Source organism: Fictibacillus arsenicus (assembly GCF_001999465.1).
In the GTDB taxonomy this organism is placed as follows: domain Bacteria; phylum Bacillota; class Bacilli; order Bacillales; family Fictibacillaceae; genus Fictibacillus; species Fictibacillus arsenicus.
In genome coordinates this window covers 794,575-811,567 of sequence record NZ_MQMF01000001.1, presented here as the reverse complement: position 1 = coordinate 811,567, position 16,993 = coordinate 794,575, and the positions used below count along the sequence as shown (strand labels likewise).

General features: G+C 36.7%; 16 protein-coding genes. 14 read left to right on the top strand and 2 right to left on the bottom strand.

Going from position 1 to position 16,993, the window contains the following annotated elements; all coding sequences use genetic code 11:
- Positions 1–56 precede the first annotated feature (56 nt).
- The 6 genes from UN64_RS04040 to UN64_RS04010 all read left to right on the top strand — a co-directional run bounded on the left by UN64_RS04040 (position 57) and on the right by UN64_RS04010 (position 8,313).
- Entirely contained in the window at positions 57–1,268 is a 1,212-nt protein-coding gene (locus tag UN64_RS04040) for a murein hydrolase activator EnvC family protein (protein WP_077359942.1), read from the top strand.
- A 135-nt stretch (positions 1,269–1,403) separates the two neighbouring features.
- Positions 1,404–2,861: a S41 family peptidase gene (locus tag UN64_RS04035; protein WP_139343011.1), complete on the top strand. Its 1,458-nt coding sequence runs from the start codon at positions 1,404–1,406 to the stop codon at positions 2,859–2,861.
- A 386-nt stretch (positions 2,862–3,247) separates the two neighbouring features.
- Complete coding sequence (locus UN64_RS04025; RefSeq protein ID WP_077359938.1) at positions 3,248–3,427, top strand: DUF4083 family protein; 180 nt, start codon at positions 3,248–3,250, stop codon at positions 3,425–3,427.
- Entirely contained in the window at positions 3,424–4,623 is a 1,200-nt protein-coding gene (locus UN64_RS04020; RefSeq protein ID WP_077359936.1) for a PDZ domain-containing protein, read from the top strand. The genes UN64_RS04025 and UN64_RS04020 overlap by 4 nt, the downstream gene beginning before the upstream one ends.
- Before the next feature lie 402 nt (positions 4,624–5,025).
- Positions 5,026–6,012, top strand: coding sequence for a hypothetical protein (locus UN64_RS04015; RefSeq protein ID WP_077359934.1), 987 nt, complete (start codon positions 5,026–5,028; stop codon positions 6,010–6,012).
- A gap of 1,167 nt (positions 6,013–7,179) precedes the next feature.
- Entirely contained in the window at positions 7,180–8,313 is a 1,134-nt protein-coding gene (locus UN64_RS04010) for a YdcF family protein (protein WP_077359932.1), read from the top strand.
- Between the two features lie 319 nt (positions 8,314–8,632).
- Here UN64_RS04010 and UN64_RS04005 read toward each other — a convergent pair whose 3' ends face one another.
- Complete coding sequence (locus UN64_RS04005) at positions 8,633–9,061, bottom strand: anthrone oxygenase family protein (protein WP_171978787.1); 429 nt, start codon at positions 9,059–9,061, stop codon at positions 8,633–8,635.
- A gap of 482 nt (positions 9,062–9,543) precedes the next feature.
- On the opposite strand from UN64_RS04005, the gene UN64_RS04000 reads away from it, so the two are divergent.
- Both UN64_RS04000 and UN64_RS03995 read left to right on the top strand, forming a co-directional pair.
- The gene (locus tag UN64_RS04000; RefSeq protein WP_077359928.1) at positions 9,544–10,929 is read left to right on the top strand and encodes an LVIVD repeat-containing protein; all 1,386 of its coding nucleotides are present in this window, start codon (positions 9,544–9,546) and stop codon (positions 10,927–10,929) included.
- 273 nt (positions 10,930–11,202) lie between these two features.
- Complete coding sequence (locus UN64_RS03995) at positions 11,203–11,478, top strand: DUF3986 family protein (RefSeq protein WP_077359926.1); 276 nt, start codon at positions 11,203–11,205, stop codon at positions 11,476–11,478.
- A gap of 127 nt (positions 11,479–11,605) precedes the next feature.
- Here the strand turns inward: UN64_RS03995 and UN64_RS03990 are convergent, their stop codons facing one another.
- Complete coding sequence (locus UN64_RS03990; protein WP_077359924.1) at positions 11,606–12,181, bottom strand: hypothetical protein; 576 nt, start codon at positions 12,179–12,181, stop codon at positions 11,606–11,608.
- A gap of 192 nt (positions 12,182–12,373) precedes the next feature.
- On the opposite strand from UN64_RS03990, the gene UN64_RS03985 reads away from it, so the two are divergent.
- The 6 genes from UN64_RS03985 (at position 12,374) to UN64_RS03965 (ending at position 16,985) form a co-directional block, all read left to right on the top strand.
- Positions 12,374–12,838, top strand: coding sequence for a histidine phosphatase family protein (locus UN64_RS03985; protein ID WP_077359922.1), 465 nt, complete (start codon positions 12,374–12,376; stop codon positions 12,836–12,838).
- Positions 12,816–13,025: a hypothetical protein gene (locus UN64_RS03980; protein ID WP_077359920.1), complete on the top strand. Its 210-nt coding sequence runs from the start codon at positions 12,816–12,818 to the stop codon at positions 13,023–13,025. Before UN64_RS03985 ends, UN64_RS03980 begins: the two co-directional genes overlap by 23 nt.
- A gap of 374 nt (positions 13,026–13,399) precedes the next feature.
- Complete coding sequence (locus UN64_RS20770; RefSeq protein WP_171978786.1) at positions 13,400–13,549, top strand: hypothetical protein; 150 nt, start codon at positions 13,400–13,402, stop codon at positions 13,547–13,549.
- Between the two features lie 163 nt (positions 13,550–13,712).
- Complete coding sequence (locus UN64_RS03975) at positions 13,713–15,887, top strand: type IA DNA topoisomerase (protein ID WP_077359918.1); 2,175 nt, start codon at positions 13,713–13,715, stop codon at positions 15,885–15,887.
- 196 nt (positions 15,888–16,083) lie between these two features.
- On the top strand, positions 16,084–16,350 hold the full coding sequence (locus UN64_RS03970; RefSeq protein ID WP_077359916.1) for a hypothetical protein: 267 nt from the start codon (positions 16,084–16,086) through the stop codon (positions 16,348–16,350).
- Between the two features lie 197 nt (positions 16,351–16,547).
- On the top strand, positions 16,548–16,985 hold the full coding sequence (locus tag UN64_RS03965) for a VOC family protein (RefSeq protein WP_077359914.1): 438 nt from the start codon (positions 16,548–16,550) through the stop codon (positions 16,983–16,985).
- Positions 16,986–16,993 lie beyond the last annotated feature (8 nt).

Genomic DNA, 16,993 nt, shown 5'->3' with positions numbered 1-16,993 from the left:
AGAAGTAAAGATTCAAGAAAACGAAACAAATTAATAGGGGTTAGGGAGGAAAACGAATGAAAAGCAAAGTGTTTGGTACAGTGCTGTCTTTAAGTTTGGCACTGAGCGCTTTTACTGTGTATCACTCTGAATCCGTCGTTCATGCGGAATCTTTATCAAGCATCAAGAAAAAACAACAAGAGAATGAAAAAAAAGCTAAGGATTCACAGTCTAAGCTTGATGAAAACAAAAAAAGCCAGGCTTCACTGGAAGCAGAGGTTGAGCGTCTTGATAAGTTAACAACTGCAACTGATGAAAAGATTATCCAAAAGCAGGCAGATATTAAAGAAACAAAAGAAGAAATCGCACAGTTAAAAGCAGAAATCACTGTCGTTCAAAAGCGAATCGATGAGCGTGACAAGCTTTTAAAAGAACGTGTTAACTCCATGTACGAATCGGGTGGAGCTGTTTCGTACCTTGAAGTTGTTCTAGGTTCAAAGGATTTCGGTGATTTCCTTGACCGTGTTCTTGCGTTGAACATGATCGCAGAACAAGACCGTCAGCTTTTAGAAGAACAAAAGAAAGATAAAGAGCTTCTTGAGACTAAAATGGCGTCTGTTGAGAAAAAACTTAGCAATCTGCAGAATGCAATGAAAGACTTGCAAAAGCTTCAAAAGCAGCTAAGAGCACAAATGGCTGAAAAAGACCGTTTGATGGCTTCTCTTCAATCAGAAGAAGAAGAACTGCATAAAGAAGCACACAAGATTGAAAACGAAGGTGCGATCCTGAAAGCTCAGGAAGAAGCGTTCCGTGCTGAACAAGCTCGTGCAGCTGCACGTGAAAAAGCACGTAAATCTTCATCAGGCGGATCAGCTCCATCAATGGGACCTGTTTCAGGCAATGGCTTGATTATTAAACCTGCAGCTGGAGCTGTTACTTCAGGATTTGGTATGAGAAGCAGCGGTATGCATGAAGGAATCGACATCGCACAAGGCGGAACAGTTCCAATCTATGCAGCAGCTGATGGAACGGTAATTAAGTCCGAGTATTCATCTTCATACGGTAATGTGGTTTATATCTCACATTCAATCGGTGGACAGCAGTGGACAACCGTTTATGCTCATATGAGCAGCCGTGCTGTATCAGGCGGTTCTGTATCAAAAGGACAGTTCCTAGGAAACATGGGGAACACTGGTCGTTCTTCTGGTCAGCATCTGCACTTTGAGCTTCACAAAGGACCTTGGAATGCAGGGAAAACAAATGCTGTAAATCCTGCGGCATATTGGTAAAATAAACTCATAAAGTAAACAAGCTATTCATATAGTGAAGTAGGAGACAGGCTTCTTTCGTCGAATCTCTTACAATGGAAGGCATCGCACTTTGCAGGGTGTGATGCCTTTTCCTGCAAAAATGAGGTGAGCAGAATGAACGTAAATAAAAAGATGTTAGCCCTGCTGATTGTTGTGTCGTTGCTTGTTGGTGCTGGTGGAATGTATGGCTCAATGGCACTGTTTGGGAACGAATCAAAATTTGTTCAAAACGATGGTGTAAGCGATCTTCCGAAAACGAAGACGAAAGTTAACAGCGATGAAGAGTTTGCAAAGCTTCAAAAAACGTACGAGATTATTTCATCTCGATATGTAGAAGATGTAGATCGTGAAAAATTGCTTGAAGGCGCTATTCAAGGAATGGTAAAAACGCTGAAAGATCCTTATTCTGTGTATATGGATGAGGATACAGCAAGCCAGTTCACGCAGTCATTGGATTCTTCTTTTGAAGGAATCGGTGCCGAAGTAAGCATGGTGGACGGCAAAGTAACGATTGTTGCACCGTTTAAAGATTCCCCTGCCGAAAAAGCTGGCTTAAAGCCGAATGATCAGATCGTTACGATCGACGGAAAAAGTGTTGAAGGATTGGACCTTTATAAAGCCGTACTGAAGATCCGCGGTGAAAAAGGCTCTGTCGTCACTTTAGGTGTTAAGCGAAGCGGAGTGAACAACGTCATGCCGATCAAAGTCACACGTGACGAGATTCCGATCGAGACCGTTTATTCGGATATCGAAAAAGTAAACGGCAAAAACATTGGCGTCATCGAGATTACGTCTTTCTCTGAAAAAACAGGATCAGACTTTAAGAAGCAGCTGACCGAGCTTGAAAAGAAAGAAATCGACGGACTTGTTATTGATGTCCGCGGTAATCCAGGAGGATATCTTGAGGCGGTAGACAGCATTCTTCGCCAGATCATTCCGGAAAATAAGCCGTTTGTTCAGATTGAAGACCGAAAAGGAAACAAAGAGCGTTATGTTTCCACGCTTAAAGAAAAGAAAGATTATCCGATCGTAGGATTGATTGATAAAGGCAGTGCTTCAGCATCTGAGATTCTAGCTGCCGCCCTTCAAGAAGCTGGCAGTTACGATCTTGTCGGCGAGAAATCATTTGGTAAAGGAACGGTTCAGCAGTCCATCGACTTAGGTGATGGCTCAAACATTAAGCTGACACTGTTTAAATGGCTGACACCTGACGGAAACTGGATTCATAAAAAAGGTGTGAAGCCAACGTATGAAGTGAAACAGCCTGAATACTTCTACACGAATCCGATCTCAATCGAAAAGCCGCTTGTGTATGACATGAATAACGAGCAAGTTAAAAATGCTCAAATAATGCTGAACGGATTAGGTTTCCAAACTGGACGTGAAGACGGTTATTTTGATGAGAAGACCCAGGCTGCTGTAACAGCGTTCCAGCGTGCGAACAGCTTATCAGCAACAGGTAAAATCGATCAAAAGACAGCAGGTAAGATGGAAGCGAAAGTAATCGATTCGATCCGTAACGAGAAAAACGATGTTCAGCGTAAAACGGCCATCGAATTACTTGCAAAATAAGGCTTTATGGCAGGAAAAAAAACCGAAACACGAATACTATCCGTAGAGGAAATATTCTCTGCGGATTTTTTTGTAAGCTTGTTATAAAAGTATGAAACATTTGAAAGAGGTTGATTTCCGCTCCAGGCTGCTCGCTTTCCGGGGGGCGTGCGGTGAGCCTCCTAGCGCTTTGCGCTTTTAGGAGTCTCACATTCATAGGAGTTAGTGTGCTCCTGCGTCTACTAGTAATTTCTGACGAGGATGTTCCTCGTCGCATGCCTTGCGAGAAGAATAATCAGGTAGCAGGCACGCTGATCCCCCAGGAGTCTCACACCTTACACTTCAATCAACTTTTCAATGAAGAAATGAAATAAGCCACTAGTGTACTTTCTAAAGGGGAAAACAAAATGGGATCACTAAATGTTGGAGACATACTGTTTCAGCTTATGGCTTTCTTAGTTCTGCTCGCTATCATTAGCGGAATCGGGATGCTGATTAGACGAGCTGTATCAAGTGATAGAAGACTTAAAAGAATTGAAGAAAAAGTGGATAAACTGCAAGAAGAGAAGAGGAGAGAACGCCCATGACAGACACCTTTGTGAACGAACTGATAGAAGGCATCGGGCTGCTTTTTTTACACCCGCTTTTTTATGGATTTATATTCGTAGCATTCTTGATCGGGCTCAAACGAGTAAAACGGGAACGAAAAGAATTTAAAGTAAAAGTTCACCCCGTGATCGATAACCTAATATTTTCATTGCTGCCTGGTATTTTAATTGGACTCATAGGATCGGTTATCTTTATTGCTGCTGGCGTGACTTTGCCGATTGGAATGATTGCTTTAATCGGCTTGATGTATGCAGTTCTGGCACTAACCATGAAAACCCGCTTTATGGCACCGGCATATGCGGTAAGCTTAGCTGCGATCGCAGGTCTTTTACTGCCTAAGCTAAATACCGGTATGGCACTCGTAGATAAATGGATTGAAGATATTCAAAATACACCGCTTGATTCATTAGCTGTCATTCTAGGCGTGCTTTTGATCCAAGAAGGGATCTTGATTTTATGGAAAGGTGCAGACCGTACTTCGCCGCGTCTTTTTAAAGGAAAAAGAGGACATTATGTAGGAGCGCACGAAGCAACACGATTCTGGATCGTTCCTCAATTTCTCGTTCTTCCTGTTGGGTCGATCCCTGTATTAGACTGGTGGCCATTATTTCCGATGGGAGCTGTCGGGTTCTCGTTTTTCCTAGTGCCGTTTGCAATCGGTTATCGCCAACTTGTTACACACACGCTGCCTGTTGAAGCGATTAAACATCTTGGTAAGCAAGTTACACTTTTAGGTTTTCTTGTTCTAGCCATTGCAGCTGCCGGTCACTTTTATAATCTGCCGCTATTGATTGCCATTGCGATTGCAGCCGGTCTTGCCGGCCGTGAGCTTATTACGCTCATTACCAGTCAGCGAGATGACACAAGACCTTCTCTTTTTGTTCAAAGGGATAATGGGGTTATCATACTTGCTGTCGTGCCTGGAACTCCCGCCGCTAAAATGGGATTAAAGGTCGGAGAAATAATCGTAAAAGTAAACGGCGTAACACTGACACATGAAACCAGCTTGTACAAAGCACTTCAAATTAACGCAGCCTATTGTAAACTTGAAGTACTTGACCTAAATGGAGAAATCCGTTTCGTTCAAGGCTCACTATATCAAAACGAACATCACCAGTTAGGTGTACTTCTTGTTCATGATGTAGTGAAACGAAATGTTGCAGTAGGTAACTAAGTGTAATTTTCATGATTAACCGGAATCTGGTCAAAATTCCCTGAATGATTTTCATAATTTCCCGGAATGAATTACACAAGTTTATTTTGAATTCATCCTTAACTTATATAATTAGGGTTTGCCAAATAGGTAAACTCTTTTTTTGTTATTCAACAAACGGGTCAGATTGTGGAGTAACTCTTAAATTGCGTAATAGACTTCATACTACGCAGCAATTTGGTTAATTGATAAATCTATATTTAATTATTCGCAAGTATGATAAATGTTGACAAAAATCTTCAAGAAAAACGTCGTATAATAAAAATATAAGTCGACAATTCGACATTTATGGTTTATATATTAAAGGTTAATATTGGTTATTATAACAAAAAATCACTATAACATAGGAGGTATTAGCCGTATATGGAAGTGGAGAAGGGGAGGGCTGTAAATAACCAGAAACAGGTATTTCAAAGATATTTGTTCCTTATTACAATTATTTCATCAATGCTAATTTCAGGTTTAATCGGATATACAGCTAGTCAAATAGTTGTCAACAATAGTGTTGGTGACCCAAAAGAGAGCAATTCTACAACAGAATATTCTGGTATGAAAAACCAAGTAAATGAGGCTAGAAATAATTCGTTAAAAGTAATAGATACAGAACTACCTAAAATAATTAGCGATCTTGAAAAATACAATCAGGATATAAATTTATTAGTTGAAAATGTTGATTGGCTAAAGGATAATTTAGCTCTTATAAGGGATTCTATTGGTAAAATTGACTCAGCATTTACCGTCGTTAAAGGAGTCAACACTTTTGTTGATCTTCCTATTGTAGGTAACATAGGTGATAACTTAAGTATTAAAATAAGTACTAATTTAGCTATAACAAAGATTCAACTTGATGAAATTAATAGTATATTACTTGATTTGGAGAACTTAACAGTTATAAAAAAAGAAATGAGTGACTCTCATAAAAAGTTAAATATTTTATATAAAAAATATCAAAAAGAAAAAAACATTGAACAGTTATTTCAAATTGAACAAGAGCTTAACTCTAACTTAATTTATCAGATTGATGAATTAAGGAATTCTACTATAGAGGCTCGTAAAGTTTTTGAACTATCTTCAAGTGTTTTAATTACAGTAGATAAAACTGGATCACTTTTTAATTCCATACAGGAAATGGGGGAAAATACGTTAGATGCAATTCAGTTTTGGAAAGAAAATGAAATTCAAGCAGATACAAACAAAAGTTTAGAAAAAGATTTAGTTGCTACCATGGAAAAGATTCAAGAGTTACCTAATGAATTGGCTACACGATCCAAGAGTAGCATTTCGTCAATAAGCACTTTTCAAAGAGAGCTACAGACTATAAAGATAGCACAAATGATCATTACTGAGTGAAAGGGGGAAACCCCTTTTTTTCGTATATAGACAGGTTACGGTTAACCATATTCATGTAAGGTAATAGAAGTTTCACGCAATCGAGTGTTACTCTGATAAAGTTATTAATTGTTGCGCAGTACAACCATACTGTTCAGTAGGATGTGAAAAAGAACGATAGCCACAAATTGACTATCATCCTTCTTCAACTATAGGGTGCTTTAATTGAACAAGAGCTCTTAAATGTTCATTACAAATACCACTAATAAACTAAAAGATTTATCTGTTTTTTCACCGATCACAATGCAATACTACAAAACATTTCAGCTTAGTTGGTATTATGATGAAAGAGAACCTTAAGCAAGCTTCCAATTAGGAGGCTTACGATAAGGTTCATTATCCGAATAGTTTACTGAGGATGTAAATAATAGTCGTCATTATTATTACTTGAACAACGATAGTATATGTTCTCTTAAGGAAGTTACCCTTGTATTTTTCCCATTCAAAAACAACCAGGAAAAAAAGGATAGCCAATGCTGTAAAAAAACTATTCAGTATAGACATGATTTCACCACTTTATGATTTTTAGTTTACCCACCTTTTTTTTATCGTGATGCTTTTGTCAGGAGAAATTGTGAAACTAACTCTTCTGTGCCAAGTATAATCTTTACCCGTTTTACTAATGTAAACTATTACTTGCTTTGTTCCACTTGAAGGTATATGCGCACTCATGTGACAGTTCAACATACCAAGGTCTTTCTTACGTAATTTATTGTGTCCTGAGGAATGGAAATACAAGGATTAAAATCATTGAAGGTAACTTAACTCTACTCAAAAGATTCGGTATTCTAACTACTATTATCATAGATTCTAAGGCGTTAATTTTTGGGATAAGAATGTATAAGAACTTTTATTTTTTCTACATAACAAAACTCACTGGCATTTTTCCATATAAATTCTTACATATTAAATTTTACCACGAACGGACAGATTGAGTTGTTTGCACATCCAGTTTCAGAGGTAATCTCTCTTACCCATGAAAGGCCATATTAAAAGGTCTTAATACTAATGGAAATGAGCATTTACAAAAAATTTACCCATGATCAATGAGAAGTTCACAATTAACTGTTACTTTTGTTAATGTGTTTAAACATGATTCAAAATATAATTAAAGCGAGGGAGACAACTATGAATAAATATAAGAAAAAGCTGGGAATAGCGCTTACTGCTGTTCTGACTGCAACTACAATATCGACCGCATATGTAACGACAGGATCTTCAGCTGCACCTTCAGAAGATGTAAACGTAATAAAAAATGATGAACCCACGGCAGATCGGATTGATCAATTGAAAGACATCGCCATGCATTTTTACTGGCATGGAGGAGATGTTCAAAAAGCGGAAAAAGAAATATTCAAGGGTATAACACTCAAAGGAAAATTCGATGTTGTCGAGAACGCATTTAAAGAAGCTGCAACTATCGATCCTCTGGATAATAATCTAAAGATTTCACTCGCATCTACACAGGTTATCCAGAAAAAAATTCCAGCTGCTCTTCAAACCTATAAACAAATATTAAACATAGACCCGGACCACTTTGATGCAAACTTGCTCTATGGGACTTATTCAAAAGTTAACGGAGATGAAAAATCCTATAAAACATCTTTAGCTAAAATGATGCAGATCGATCCAGAAAGAACAAAAGAATATATCCAAAAGTTTGAGAAAACTGAAGATATTATGGATACCACTTTTAATACGGAAATTCCAGAGGGAATACCTCAAAAAGACCATGCTATCATAATCCTAGGCTACGCTCTTGCAGAGGATGGTACCATGAAAGAAACTCTTATCGAGCGTTTAAATGCAGGTCTAAAGATTGCAAAAAAATACCCGAATTCAAAAATAATTGTATCAGGCGGAGTACCAAAACAAGGGATAACTGAAGCGGATGCAATGAGTGAATGGTTAATTGAACAGGGAATCGAAAAAGAAAGAATCATCCTTGAAAGTAAGTCCACAGACACTGTAGAAAACGGACTGTTCTCAACGAATATCCTTGAAAAAGAAGGATTAAAGGATGTAACCCTTGTAACAAGTGCAAGCCACATGAGAAGAGCGTTAACTGTATTTAGCGAAGCGAGCGATCTGCAAGATAAAATTAACGGGAAGAACACCGAGAGAGACTTTACAAATATGGTATATCTAGATTACCCATCAATCGAGGAAGCACAGGAAGTCACAAAAGATGAGAGAATGGTTATCTACCGTGATCTTCTTAGAACTTCAGGAATCTGGCAATATCCTGAAATGCAGAGATAACTTTTTGTCTCAAAGCTTACCTTTCTTTGAAAACACGTTTTTAAAGGATTAGTTGAAAAGCATCCTTTTAACCGGAATACTGGATAACCAAGTAAGGAGTAAGCTAAGAAACTTATAAGGGGTACTCTTTTGGCGTACAAAACAGCAAAAAGTAATGCAAATCGCTAGCTAATTCACATATGAATTAGCTAGCTTATTGTTATAGTTTAGCATTTTTATAATAATAGTAATCTCAAGTTACACGATCGGATGCATATCTTTAAGAAGGAAATATGCATCATTTATAAAAAAATAGAACAGGAAAGTTAAGAACATATAATTATATAGTAACTGAGAAACAAAGGAACACAAATCCGATTAGAAGCAACCATGACCGGATAGCCTGAAAGAACATCCATAGAGTCCTTATCTCCTTCCAATCAGTTGGTGGATTATCTGATTTCCAGCGTTTGATTTTCTTGTTGATAGGAACATTAAATATGATAGTAATTATCGTTGCTAATACAAACATTCCAGCACAAGAAACACGAAAGATTAATTCGATACTATCAAGATCATGATTTAATACAACATATAACACAGTAAGTATGACGCAAGCAGGCATTAGTACGGGCATAATAATTCCATAGGTTCTTAGTGAACCTTGTTCAAAGCTAATATGATGTTTTGGGGGTAATTGACGAATAACTGGATGTACCAAGGCGTATGAAGCAAACTCAGCACAAGCAGTAAATCCAGCAATAATCAACGTTAAAAAACCTATAATATCTAAGCTGTAACATCCCCTAAATTAAAATTTTTAACGCATTCTTTATAATAAAAGTATATCCTATAATGCACCACATTTTTTTAGTATTATTGGTAGTTATAAAGATTAATATTTGTACATACTTCTATCTTCAACAATCGGGTGCATTTCTGTAATAAGTTATGTACCCTTCTTTGGAAATCTAGTGCAATTGGCTGGATTAGAGTTAAAAGACCTAGTCAGTAACAAACAATACTTAGTATAAACCTCATATTTTAAAAATTTTCTAGTCAAGAAGAATGAAGATAGGAATGTCTCTTTATGTAGAAAGATTAGGAAATATAGTTCATATAAAAATGACAGAATATTCATTATTATTTATATAATATATCTACCATCTAAAGTCTTTTTAAAAACGTTTAGTCGAGGCAGTATGTTCGTACATAATTGGTTGTTTTAATTATTTGATAGGGGTGAAAAAAATGAAAAGTGAAATTTTAGTAAAAACTGCATTGGTAGGTGCATTAGTATTTTCGGCAGGAGGAACTTCTGTTTTAGCCCATGATGAGATTGGGGGAGGAGAGGAGAAAGGCGATAACCTTGCCGGTGTCGAATTAACTGTTCCATTGCTTGAGGGTAGTAAGAATACTGGCAATCTTAAGGAAGTGGCTGCTGTTCCATTGAAAGAAATCCGAGACGGTGTAAAAAACTCAACAGGAGATGTTTATGCCCATAAAGGGTTTGCCTATTTAGGAACACACCGAGCGAATGGCGGAGGGGGAGGTGTCAGAGTTTTTGATATGAAAGATCCTTCCAACCCAGTTGAAGTTTCAGTATTTGCTCCTATTCAAGGTACCTGGCAAGAAAAGGTAATCGTCAAAACGGTGAACACTAAACATTTTAAAGGTGACCTAGCGGCAGTAAGTGTCCAAAAGATGGATCAGAAAGATCCAAATTCACAGGGTGGTTTTGTATTATATGATGTTACGAATCCTCGTGAACCTAAAAAGCTCGGTTTCTGGGAATCCTCTTCTTCTGGAGCAAGGGGTACACATGAGCTGTATTTGACCGTACAAGGAGATAATGTTTATGTTCTGACTGCGGATTGCTATGCTGACTATTACTCGCATGGCAAAAAAATGGATGTTTCCATTGTGGATGTATCCAACCCTACGAATCCGAACACCATTTATGAGTTTAATCCTCGTGCCTACATACCTGAAGTCAGCGATGAAAATTATGATGGTTACAATTGGATAGATGAGGAAGGCATACAGCGTGCTGCGTTTGCTCATAGTGTAAAAACAGATGGAACAGGAAAAACGGCTTTCCTTTCTTACTGGGATTTAGGGACCATCATGTTAGATATAAGTGATGCGAAAAATCCTGTATATCTCGGAAGAACAGACTTTGCTTCAGATGTCCAAGGAGCGGCACATTCCATGGATCTTGCAAAAGGCGGAACTGTACTGGTTGAGACAAGAGAAGTATTCGGCCCAACAAGAGAGGGATTCGAATCTGCTTATGGCTATACGATGATCTATGATATTAAAGATAAAACTAATCCTGAGCTACTAAGTACATTTAGGACTGAATTTACCGAAACGATCCCTAATGGGGCTACTGTCCATGATCCAAAGGTGCACGGGAATACATTATACCTTTCACATTATTCTGGCGGAGTCAGAACGGTCGATATCACCGACCCATCTTCACCACAACAGACAGGTATGTATATCCCAAGCAAAGCAAACATATGGGGAGTTTTTGTGGACCGGAACTATATCTTGGCATCTGATATCGGATCTGGCTTAAAGGTTTTACAAAAAACCGGTGGTCCCAACATGAACAGAATGGGTGGAGTATAAAAAAATACCAAAATAAGAGTATCGAGCACATTCCTATCATGGAATGTGCTTTTTCTTAAGAAGATGATCATTTAATCAATGGAATGTCTACATTGATGCTGGCTGGTATATAGAGATGACACATGGGGAAGATCAACAGCATATTGAAAAATTAAAAGCCATCAAAAACTAAAGATTCTCTTTCATGAGTCAGTAACGGAGAATAAATGAATAGTTCTTTTTCAGCAATCAGGAGTTTTAGTAGGACAAATAATTTAATTAAAGGGGTAAGGAATGGATAAATTGTATGACGATAAATATCATCTGCATTTAGGTTATTATGAAAATAACTGTGATTATGAGTCTATTGCTTACAAGAGACTATCAGAGGATGTATGGGATATCTTCTTTGATTTTAAACATTATGGGATCAAAAATACTACCCTAGAAAATGAATTAACATTAGTGGGAAATGAAACAAGAATTTTTTCAATCAACGACAAGGAACTTAATTATGATATCGGAGTTAAACCATTTAAGAAGTGGCTAACCTTACATAAAATAATCTAATATCGATTGAACTCCTTATTAAGCAATCGGGTGCGATTCTTGAATAAGAAGGATCACCTTTTATTATTGAGCTAAAGGGCAGTTTACTTAAATAAGAGATATGAAGCCAGGTGGAATTATGAACTTTTTAATGCAATAAAGCATTGATTTCATCAGGAGTGAGTTTTAACTTTTGTCCTGCTGCAATAATAGAAGATGTTATTATTGAAACATCGTTATCGACTGTTTTGTTATAACGTTGAAATTCAAATTGTAAAGACATATCCTTTGGGTTTTCTATGCTTTTTATCGTTGATTCCATTGCTAATCCTCTCATGAGATAAACATCTCTAGCACTAGCTAACGCATTTTCTAAATCCTTTTTCACATCTTTTGGTAAATTGGAAGGTATTTGTAGATCCCATATCAATGAATTTGCTTCACTTGCAGCAGCTCTAGCATAACTCTCTTGGTCATATAGATCTTTACTGTTCCCAGCCCCATCTTTAACTAACTGAACTTGACGTTCAAATTCTTTTACTTCGTTCGTTACATCTTTCTCAAGCGAAGTAATACTTTTCACAAATGATTTAAATGATTCTTGACTCGCTAATTGTTCATCTTTAACCTTTTCTTTTAACCATAACCCAAATACTACACTAATAATTAACAAAATAGCTGCTGTTATCATGTAGCTTTTAACTTTTTCATTTTTCATCAACATTTTCTATCACCTCGTTTTCAATATTATTTAACTGAATATAGTAGCAGATATATATACAATTATATTCGAAGTAAACCAATTAACGTTTTTTTCAATTAAAGGGTGCATATCTCTTATGAAGGAGAAGTGCCTTTTTTATTGAATTTCTTAATGAACCAATGAAAAACCAGATAGTAAGAAAAGGGTGGAAGAATGACTACCTTAGGACTAATTCGTCACGGATTAACTGAATGGAACTCCTTAGGTAAGGCTCAAGGAGTAAGTGATATTCCTTTAAATGAAATTGGCAGAAAACAAGCTACCAACATTGGAGATAGGCTATCTCTTGAAGAACAGTGGGAACTGATTATTACGAGCGACTTATTTAGGGCAATTGAAACTGCGAAAATTATTGGAAGTAAAATAGGTTTGCCCATTAGTCATATTGATGAAAGGATAAGAGAAATAAATTGCGGGGAGATTGAAGGCACTACGGAAGAACTCAGAGTCAGGCATTGGGGTAGTGAATGGCGTAATTTAGATCTTGGTATGGAAAACTTTGAAGAGGTATCTAATAGAGGAATAGGCTTTTTAAAAGATATAGTTTGTACATATAAAGGTAAACGCAATTTAAAATTGGAAGGTGAATTTAATTATGAAAAGATTAGATATTCATGAATGGGATGAGATTTTTTATAATATGGAACACAAGGAAGGTTATTCTAAATGGGATTGGATTAAAGTTGTATGGGTAGATAATTCAAATAAATGGTGTATATGTTATCGTGATGAAATACTTGAAAATGGATACGAAACAGAAATGCAAGCACTTGATAGATGTGAATATTTGGAGAGTATATTATAACTTAGAAGACTATGAATAAAAAGTGTAACTTATGTAAAAGAAGAACAACTAAAACACTGTCCTTTGCTGCGCAGTACAAATAAACTGTTCAATAAATAATATGCAACAATCGGGTGCATTTCTTCAAGAAGGAGAAGTACACTTTTTATTGAATTAAAGATTCGAATCTCTTAGATTAGGAGGAATAATAACCTTGGATATATTTATTCCTCTAAAAAGTATGATTAATTAATTTTATTAATTTCTAATGTATTTACTAATATATGCAAATTTAACAGTACACTAATAAAGTAATAAGGTTTACTTCAGTAAAATAAGGTATATTATACTTGTTGAATAGATTCTCTTTAAAGATAGAAAAGTAGGTGAACAAAGTGGGGAAATATCAATTGGATTACAAAGGTCAGGTAGCTGTGGCAAAGTTTCATGAAAAACAGACGCCTGCCAAATTTGATAAAAAGAAGCATCTTGAAAAAATACGTGCGGATTATTTAAAAAAGAAGCAAAAACAAACAGATAAATAATTTGAATGAAAAACATAGGAAGATAAAATTCTCCCTATGTTTTTCTTATTCAATGTTTTTTAAAATATCTTCGCAATCGGGTGCGTTTACTGAACAAGCGGCCGCCCTTTGTTCAAGTAAAGTAGCAGGATTGTAAAAATTTCAAGTATAAAGGTGAAGCCCTATGAACAAAATCGTCATTCTAGCAGAGAAACCGTCACAAGCTAAGGCTTATTCAGATGCCTTTTCAATAAAAAAGAAAGACAAAACGTTTATTGAGTTAAACCCATGCAGCATCTTTCCAAATGGCGCAATACTTACATGGGGAATCGGTCATTTGGTAGAGCTGAAGCAACCGAAAGAATATAAACCAGAGTGGGGAACCTGGCGTTTAACTTCTTTACCAATCCTGCCTGAACGATATGAATTTAAAGTAGCGTCAGGAAAATATGAACAGTTTAATGCGGTAAAACGGTTGTTTAAGGAAGCTGACATCATCATTAACGGCTGCGATGTTGATCGTGAGGGTTCGAACATCTTTTATTCGATCTACCATATGACAGGTGTAAGGGGCAAGACCATTAAACGACTTTGGATTAATTCTCTAGAAGTGGATGAGGTCCGAAAAGGGTTTTCAACCCTTCATGATAATGAGAAAGATCTATTGCTTTATGCAGAAGCGAAAACACGTCAGATCTCTGATTGGCTCGTTGGAATGAACGGAAGTCGCCTGTATACCTTGCTTTTACAACAAAAAGGTCTTAAAGATAGCTTGAGTATTGGCAGGGTGCAGTCGCCAACAACATACTTGATCTACCAAAGACACCTCGAGATCGAGAATTTTGTGGCTAAACCTTTTTATGAAATAGAAGGGAACTTTACAGCTGCCAACGGAAAATATAAAGGCAAAGCAAAAATAAAAAGTGATAACAAAGAAGAAGTTCAACAGCTGTTAAATCAGCACAGCATAACAGGAAATGATACGGGCATCATAAAATCTGTCTCAAAAAAGGAAATGTGTATTAAATCACCTAAACTGCATGCGCTCTCTACCCTGCAATCAACAGCAAATAAAAGGTGGAAATACAGTCCGAAGAAGGTTCTAGATACGGTTCAAAAATTGTACGATAAGAAAATTCTATCCTACCCAAGAACTGACACGCAATACATAACGGAAAATGAGTTTGCCTATCTATCTGCTAATCTTGAAAGCTATCAAGATCTCATTGAGAACCGTTTTAGTCCAGCTTCTAAAAGGCCAAGTAAAAGATATGTGGATGGATCAAAGGTACAAGAACACTATGCGATTGTTCCTACAAAGATGGTTCCAACGCGTGCAAAAATTCAAGGTTTATCAACAGAAGAGAGAAACATTTACTTTGAAGTATTAAACACAACCTTAGGTATGTTTCATCATGATTGTGTGTATGAAGAAACAAAAGTAACAACGGATGTGAACGGTTTAGCCTTTGAGACGGTAGGAAAAACAGAAATCAGTAAAGGCTGGAGAGAACTGTTTAACTACAGTTCAAATGATAATAAAGGCAAGAAAGATGACCACGCTGCACAACCTCTTCCTAAACTTGAAAAAGGGGAAAACGTGAAGAGCTTGGTCAAAATGAAAGAAGGTATGACCGCTCCACCTAAGCCATACACGGAAGGTCAACTGATTTCCATGATGAAAACGTGCGGAAAATCGGTTGAAAATGAAGAAGAAATGGAAATTTTAAAAGAAGTTGAAGGGTTAGGAACGGAAGCGACACGAAGTGGAATTATCGAAACCATAAAAAAACATCAATACATCGAGATAAAAAAGAACCTTGTATATATTACCGAAAAAGGGAAGATCCTATGTCAATCGATAGAAGGTAACTTGCTTTCCAGTCCTTCCATGACGGCCAAATGGGAAGCCTATCTAAAGAAAATCGGAAACGGAAACGGTACACCTCAAGCGTTTTTGGGAAGTATCGCAAAGTTTCTCAACAAATTGATCGAAGAAGTACCTGGACAATTGAATGCAGATTCTATTCAGCAGAGTATTGATGGTGTTAAGAATTTGAATCAGGTCCCAATCGCTCTGTGTCCCCGATGCAAAAAAGGAAACATCAGCGTGAATCGTTCATACTATAGCTGCTCAGAAAATGCGAATGGTTGCAAACAAACCTTTCCAGGAAAATTACTTAGTAAAAATATTACTGAGAAACAGGTGAAGGATTTGTGCACCAAAGGCAAAACAAATGTCATTAAAGGATTCAAGCCAAAAGCGAAAGAGAAGAGAAAGTTCGATGCTATGCTCATATTAAAGGATGATTTAACGATAGGTTTTGAGTTTCCTAAAAAGCAATTTGCAAAGAAATGAATTGAGTAGGTGGCATTCCGTATTATGGTAATAAATTTTTTATTCTATAAAAGTATCAGAATTGTGGAAGAAAGGGTATTCGAAACTTGGATATTTTGAAAGGTAAGATACAAAGGTGAGGTACGTATTTATTCTAATAACTATTAATATGCTTTTGTTTGGTTGCTCAAGTACAACATCTTTTGAGGGGAAACTTTTGGAGAACAAAAAAGTTCATCTTGTAGTGGATTGTTCTGACGAAGTTAATAAAGGGGAAAATAACGCTAAAGATATAGGATATGGTTGTAAAGTAGTTGTTACTGATAAGACAGCTGTTTTCAACGAAAACGGTGAGAAAATTAATTCAGAACAGCTTCAAAAAGGAGTAAAACTAAAAATAGTTCTTTTCGGTCCCAGTAAAATTAGTAAGGATGTAGAGTCCAGGGAAATTGAAGCCAAGGAAATTCATATGCTTATTGACTAAGTATACTTTCGATGAAGACAATCATTTTTAAACAATCGGGTGCGTTGATCCAAGAAGGATTAACGCTCTTTTTATGGAAGTCATTGAACAAACGAGCAGATTGGTTGAAGAAAGATATTTTCCTGTTAGAGGCGAATTCGAATTTCTAACTAACCATACGTGAATACAAGTATTGAAAATAACAGGAGGTATGAGATATGAAGATAAATAGAATAGATCATGTGAGCATTAACGTAAACGATCTTTCAATGGCTAAAGAGTTTTTTCTTGATTTAGGACTTGAAGTGAAAGCCGAATGGGAAATGGAAGGAGGTCAGTTGGACAGAATAGTTGGGCTTGAAAATGTTAAAACAGCATGTGTAGGATTGGGGATGCCAGAGGGTTCAGCATGGATAGAACTAGTCAAATATTATACGCCGTCAGAGGAGATAGATATTCAGCAACCTTATGCAAACACGCTGGGTATCCGGCATATTTGCTTTGCTGTTGAAGATATTGAAGCTATTATTGCAAAGTTGAAAAAGAAGGGCACGGAAATCTTTAGTGAGATACAGCAATATGAAGAAAGTTATAAGTTATGCTACGTTCGTGGTCCAGAGGGAATTATTTTAGAACTGGCGGAGAAACTCAGATAAATATTGAA